We start from the raw sequence: 6,133 nt of genomic DNA, 5'->3' as shown, positions 1-6,133 counted from the left end.
CTCACCTGCTGCGTGGCCAACGTCATCGCCTCGCACTTCGCCCGCGCCCGGTAGACGTCGGGTCGGGGTGAGGGTCCGCGGACCCACACCCCGGGTACCTCAGGACGGCGTGGGCTCGCCGCCCTCGGGCGTCGGAGTGCCCTCGGCGGCGGCCTCGGCCGTGCCGGTCTCCTCGCCCTCGGCGGACTCGTCCTCCGTGTCCTCCTTCGGCTCGTCGCCCCGGGCCTCCGCGGCCTGCTGCTCCTTCACCTCGTCGTCGCTCATGAAGCCGATGGGCGACTCCTGGCGGTTGAGGAAGCGCACCGACTTCTTGGAGATGGCGAACATCTGCTCGGCCACCGCCGCGGGCACCAGCGAGTGCTCGATCTGCGCCGGCTCGGGACGCTCCACCACGCCCAGCGTGCCGTCCTCAAGCTGCTTGGCCTGCGTCTCGGTCAGCTCCAGGCGCCGCAGCTTTCCCTTGCGCGTCATGAAGTAGAAGACGCTGGCGCCCACGTCCACGGGCACCTGTCCGCCGAGCACCAGCTCGCGCAGCTTCCGGTCCAACTCCACCTGCTTCTTCGACTCCATCCGCTGGGCCGCCTTCGAGCCCGGCAGCGGAGGAAGCTTGGGCACCGGGATGGCGGCCGCCTCCGTGCCCGGTCGCCCACCCTGGCCAGGACGGCCTCCCTGCGGACGCCCTCCCGCCTGGGGAGGACGGCCACCCTGGGGAGGACGAGCTCCCTGGGGGCGCCCACCCGGCGCGGGACGGCCTCCTCCCTGCGGACGGCCCTCCTCACGGCGGGGCGGACGCTCGTCGCGGCCACGGGCCTCTCGGGGCTCCCTCTCGCCGCGGGGCGGTGGGCCCTCACGCTGGGGGGCCTGGGAGGGGGCGGGGCGTGCAGCCTTCGGGGCCGCGGTCTCCGCCTTCTTCGCCTGGTCCTCGGAGACCAGGCCGGCTTTCAGGAGCTTGTCGCGCAGGTTCTGCATGAGTGGCGTTCTATCCCGTACATTGGCGCGCGCAAGCCGTCCCTTGCCGCTCCAGCACCCACCCCGTAATTTGGGCAACCCCGCTGGAGCCGGAGGAGTCGTGACCCGTTTCCATAAATTCGCCGCCGCCGCTGTCCTGGCGCTCGCCACCGTGGGCTGCCAGGACCCTGTCGACAAGGCGGCCAAGGCGCGCATCTTCTCCCCCGAGGACCCACCCAAGGTGGTGGCCTCGGCCGCCGAGAAGCTCCCGCCCGAGGATGTGGCGGAGAACCCCCGCGTGGCCCGCCGCATCCTCTCCATGGACGCCGCCGAGGTGACCGAGCGTCTGGGGCCCCACACCTACAAGGCCACCGTCAGCTACGAGTGGAGCGGTGCCCAGGGCACCATCCCCTCCAAGCTGACGGAGACCCGCACCTTCCGGGCCGGCCCCGGAGGCGTCAACGGCGACTTCCATGGTGTCCTGGACAACAGTCGCGACCAGGGCCTGGAGGTGATGCGTGTGGGTGGGCAGGTGTACGCCCGAAACCGCTACGGTACCTTCCGCCAGCGTCTGCGTGACCGGGGCATGGCCGAGCGCACCCGCGCCGAGCTGACCGGCGCCATCCGGGACGTGGACTCGCTCTTCCGGGGCCGGTTGCAGCTCTCGCCCCAGGGCACCGTCACCCACGAGGGCCGCACCGCCTGGCGCTACGTCGTGGCGCTCGGTCCGGAAGGGGACACCGGCGTCACGCCGCCGGCCCTGCCCGCGCTCATCGAGCCCAAGGGCGGCCGGGATGACACCACCAAGCGGCGCCTGGCCTTCTTCGAGAACCGCACGCCCAAGTCCTTGAGCGGCGAGGTGCTGGTGGACTCCACCACTTCCGTCGTCCTCAAGGTGCGCCTGGACGGGCGCATCACCGTGCCCGCCAATGACGCGGGCGGCGCCGCCGAGCTGCGCTTGGTGCTGGACTCCGCCCTGAGTGAGATTGGCCAGGACCCCCAGTTGCAGTCGCCCACGGACTTCCTGCCGGACGTGGACAAGCCCCAGGGCATCGCCGACGCGCTGGACCGCTTCGGGATTCCTCGCAACAAGCCCGAGGGCGCCACTCCCGGCGCCACCCCCGGCGCGGCTCCTCCGGACGAGCCGGCGGACGAAGAAGGCAACTGAGCCGGGCCTCGCCCAAGGCCCCCGGACATACCGGTCCGGGGGCTGCTCCAGGGTGTCGCACCCGGGGCAGGTCGCTACAGGGCGGCAGCGAGATGTTGGAAGAAAATTTGACCCACCTCTTGCGATCTCTACAATCCTCGTCGGTTGCGGCTCAGACGCGTCCGACATGCTCGGATGTTCAGGTGCCCACAAAGCAAGGGAGCGGAGATGGAGCGCAAGGTCGGTAGCAGCACGACGGTGACGTCCAAGGAAGTCAAGGTGGCGCTGGAGAAGTCGCGCACCCTGTCGGCCGAGGAGGAGAAGGTGCTGCGCATGCGGCACGGTGCCGGTGCCGCCAGCAAGAGCGCGCCGCTTCCCCGCGCCGCGGGCAACAACGAGGAGCTGGGCGACGAGCTGCTCCTCATCGAGATGCAGCTGATGAAGGCCATGCGCGAGCGCCTCGGCCAGACGAAGTCGGCCAGCAACAAGCCCAAGGCGGCCACCGCCGCCAGCGCGACGAAGGAGAAGATCGTCCGCGCCCTGCGCAAGAAGAAGTAGCCCCCCTCGGGGAGGACACTCAGCGGTTCAGTAAGGCCACGAGGCGCTCACCCGCCTCGGGGAGCGTCAGTGCCATTCCCGAAAGTTCCCCGGCGAGTGCCTCGGCGTCGTCGGTGCCACCCCGCCCGAAGTACCCTTGGAGCCAGCGACCCGCGGCGGGGTTGCGCCACCAGTCCTCGTTGAAGCGCGCGGTGAGCTGCGCGGTGAAGCGCGTCTCCAGCGCCCAGGCGCGCAGGTAGCGCGTGACGTAGAGCTGCGAGTCGACATCGAAGAGGAAGAAGCCCGGGTGCGGCTCGACGAAGAGGGCGCGCCGCTGGGCGTCGGCGTACTCCTCGGCCCGCTCGGGCGAGGGGCCGCGCGTGTAGAGGGACAGCTCGTAGGGCAGCTTCGCGCAGTGGCGGCGCAGCACGGTGAGGGCCTGGAAGGCCGCCATGCGGGAGGCGTCACGCGCGGTGGCCGTGGGCAGGCGCACGTAGCGCTTGAGCCACTCCTCGTGGGTGAGGAGCCGCTCGAAGAGGGTGGCGAAGGCCTCCGTCACCGAGGCGTCCCCCAGGCGGCGCAGCTCCAGCGGCAGTTGCTCCGACACGTGGGCGTGGTGCAGGGCGTGGCCGTACTCGTGCAGCAGGCTGCCCAGGGCGTCCAGGCCCTCGCGTCGCTGTACCACCAGGCGCACCTCGTTGGGGATGCGCACCGCGGCGGTGAAGGGGCGCGAGGCCTTGCCGGGGCGGGCCTCGTCGTCGATGCGGATGCGGCCCTGGGCGGCCGGGTGGAAGCCCCACTCGGTGAGCCAGCGGATGACGGAGGACCACTCGTCCTCGCGCCGGAAGAAGCCGCTCAGCCACGGTATCTGGGTGCCGGCCTGGAGGTCGTGCCGGCGCGCGTTGCCCGAGGGCAGGGCCCGCAGCGTGGGCTCCACCTTCTTGAGGACGTAGCCGAGCACGTCCCGGTAGGCGTCCTCGGTGCGGCGCAGGGTTTCCGCGGCGGCCTCGGCGAGCTTCGGCAGCTCGATGCCGGAGACGTCCTCGCGCAGGGCGAGGTAGCTGGGGGCGCGCAGCCGTTCGGTGACGCGGAAGGCGGCCTCGCGACGCTCGCCGTAGCGGCCCCGGTTGTCCCAGAGGAAGTCGCCCGTGGCGCTCTCCAGGAGGGCTCTCCGGGCACGGTGGGGCTCGTGCGGGAGCTGGCCGAGTGCCTCGCCGAAGGAGAGCGCCTGGTCATCCACGGGGAGGCGGGCGCGGGCTTCCAGTTGTGCCACGGCCTCGGCGGCGGGGGCGGCCAGGGCCTCCTCGACCTGGGTGGCGATGAACTCGCGCAGGAGCTGGAGGCGGCGGACGCCGAGCAGGTCGCCCTTGGCGCGGGCCTTGGGGACGGCCTCGGTGGCGGCGGCGAAGGCCTCCTCGGAGGAGATTTCGGGCGAGTCCTCGTGGAGCTCGCGCAGGCGCAGGTCGGGGGAGAGACCGGCGGCGTGGCGGTACTGGAGGGTGGCCAGTTGGGCGAGGAAGTCGTCCAAGCTCGCGCGCAGGGAGGGGAGGGGACGGTCCATGGGGGGGCGCAAGGTAGACACTTCGCCCCCGGGGGAAAAGTCCCGAGAGGCCCGAGCGTGCCGTGATGGACCCTCCGGACTGGTAGAGTGGTGCTCGATGAAGCGCCGCACCTTTCGAGTCGAAGCAGCTCACTCCGGCCACCTCCTGGGCGAGGCGCTGGCGGCGGAGCTGGCCGTGCCGCCCGAGGAGGCGGAGCGTCTGGTGGGCGTGGGCGCGGTGTACGTGGCCGGGCGCCGGTGCCGGGACGCGAAGCTGCGGCTGTCCCCGGGGCAGGTGGTGACGGCGGTGCTGGAGGAGGGCGGACAGAGCCCGCTCGCGGCGTCGCCCGTGGCCACGCCGGAGTTCCGGGTGTTGCACGAGGACCCGGACGTGCTCGCGGTGGACAAGCCGGCGGGCGTGACGGCGCAGCCCACCGAGGGCCGGGTGGGGGACAGTCTGGTGGACCGGGTGGGCGCGTACCTGAAGCGTCCGGCGGGGCTGGTGCACCGGTTGGACCGGGAGACGTCCGGGGTGACGGTGTTCGGCAAGACGCCCCAGGCGACGACCGCGCTCGCGGAGGAGTTCCGCGAGGGCCGCGCGCGCAAGCGCTACCTGGCCGTCGTGGGGCCGGTGGATCTGCCGTCCCAGGGGACCATCGACCTGCCGTTGTCGAAGGATCCCTCGCGTCCGGGGCGCTGGCGCGCGACCCGTGCGGCGAATGGGATTCCCGCGCTCACGGAGTACCGCGTGCTGCACGCGGGGGCGGGCTTCTGCCTCGTGGAGCTGTTGCCCCAGACAGGGCGGACGCATCAGCTCCGCGCGCACCTGACGGCGCTGGGCGCGCCGATTCTCGGGGACTCGCGCTACGGCGGCGCGGCCCAGGCCGGGGGCATTCCGGCTCCCCGCTGCCTGCTGCATGCCCAGGCGCTGGAGTTGGGGCACCCGCGCACGGGGGCGCCGGTGCGCTTCGAGGCGCCCGTGCCGGAGGACCTCGCGCGTTTCTTCTCGGCGGCGGGCGTGGTGGCTCCCACCGGGCCGGTCCTTTGACACCGGGAGCGCGGAGCGCGACAAGGGCCGCGTGGAACTGACCTTCATCGAGACCTCGCATCCCCTCTACCCGGCGGAGCTGGAACTTCGTTTCCAGGTGCTCCGCGCGCCACTCGGCTTCGACCGCTCCTCGGTGAAGTTCCCCTTCGACGCGGAGAGCCTGCATCTGGTGGCCGTGGACGAGGGGAACGTCATCGGGTGCGTGCTCTTCCACCCGGAGGGAGCGCACACGGGCCGGCTCTTCCAGATGGCCGTCGAGCCCTCGCGGCAGAAGACCGGCCTGGGCGCCCAGTTGGTACGCGCCCTGGAGAAGGCCCTCGTGGCCCGGGGTTTCCAGGAGGTCACCCTGCACGCCCGCGCCCACGTGGCGGGCTTCTACGAGAGGCTCGGCTACGAGGTCCACGGTGAGCCCTTCGTGGAGGTGGGCATCCCGCACCTCCATATGCGGCGGCGGCTGTAGACGTCAGGCGGCGCAGGTGAAGTGCACACCCTCCACCCAGCCGAGCGCCGTGAGGGCGCCGCGAATCTCGTCTCGGATGCCTCGCACGCCCACCGCCGCGATGAGGTGGGTGTCCTCCGGCGGTGCGCCCAGGGACTCCGGCGCGAAGACCGGAATGCCGTGGATGCGCGTCCCTATCTTGCGCGGGTGGACGTCGATGAAGCGCGCCACCCGGGCCCCCTCCGCGAGGAGGAAGCGCGTGAGGATGAGCCCTCCCGGGCCCGTGCCCCACACCGTCAGGGGTCGCCCCGCCACCTCCCGGCTCCTCGCCAGGTAGCGCGCCTTCACCCAGATGAATCGTTTGTGCGCATACCTCGGGTCCGTCCGCGTCAGCCGCCCCGTGCTGTCCCTCCAGCGCAACAGCACCTCGGGCACGTTGTGCATCCCGTGGCCCAGGTGCATGAGCTTCAGCCA

General features: G+C 72.0%; 6 protein-coding genes and 1 pseudogene. 4 read left to right on the top strand and 3 right to left on the bottom strand.

The window, feature by feature from the left end; translation table 11 throughout:
* Positions 1 to 99: 99 nt before the first annotated feature.
* Positions 100 to 615 (bottom strand): DUF2058 family protein, encoded by a 516-nt coding sequence (locus VF794_RS34950; RefSeq protein WP_331117457.1) that lies wholly within the window; start codon positions 613 to 615, stop codon positions 100 to 102.
* Between the two features lie 454 nt (positions 616 to 1,069).
* Between VF794_RS34950 and VF794_RS34945 the strand changes: the two genes are divergently transcribed.
* Complete coding sequence (locus VF794_RS34945; RefSeq protein WP_331117456.1) at positions 1,070 to 2,116, top strand: hypothetical protein; 1,047 nt, start codon at positions 1,070 to 1,072, stop codon at positions 2,114 to 2,116.
* Between the two features lie 207 nt (positions 2,117 to 2,323).
* Positions 2,324 to 2,653 carry a hypothetical protein gene (locus VF794_RS34940; protein WP_331117455.1) on the top strand — a complete coding sequence of 110 codons (330 nt, stop codon included), beginning with the start codon at positions 2,324 to 2,326 and terminating at the stop codon, positions 2,651 to 2,653.
* A gap of 19 nt (positions 2,654 to 2,672) precedes the next feature.
* Here the strand turns inward: VF794_RS34940 and VF794_RS34935 are convergent, their stop codons facing one another.
* Entirely contained in the window at positions 2,673 to 4,193 is a 1,521-nt protein-coding gene (locus VF794_RS34935; protein WP_331117454.1) for a peptidase M3, read from the bottom strand.
* 97 nt (positions 4,194 to 4,290) lie between these two features.
* On the opposite strand from VF794_RS34935, the gene VF794_RS34930 reads away from it, so the two are divergent.
* The gene (locus tag VF794_RS34930; protein ID WP_331117453.1) at positions 4,291 to 5,220 is read left to right on the top strand and encodes an RluA family pseudouridine synthase; all 930 of its coding nucleotides are present in this window, start codon (positions 4,291 to 4,293) and stop codon (positions 5,218 to 5,220) included.
* A 31-nt stretch (positions 5,221 to 5,251) separates the two neighbouring features.
* Positions 5,252 to 5,680: a GNAT family N-acetyltransferase gene (locus VF794_RS34925; protein WP_331117452.1), complete on the top strand. Its 429-nt coding sequence runs from the start codon at positions 5,252 to 5,254 to the stop codon at positions 5,678 to 5,680.
* Between the two features lie 3 nt (positions 5,681 to 5,683).
* On the opposite strand, the pseudogene VF794_RS34920 reads toward VF794_RS34925, so the two are convergent.
* Positions 5,684 to 6,133 (bottom strand): annotated as a pseudogene (locus tag VF794_RS34920) (glycosyltransferase family 2 protein); the annotation flags it as partial.

Origin of the sequence: Archangium sp. (assembly GCF_036389735.1) — a bacterium.
In the GTDB taxonomy this organism is placed as follows: Bacteria; Myxococcota; Myxococcia; order Myxococcales; family Myxococcaceae; genus Archangium.
Note: the sequence above shows the minus strand (reverse complement) of the source record. Positions and strands in the feature narration are given on the sequence as shown.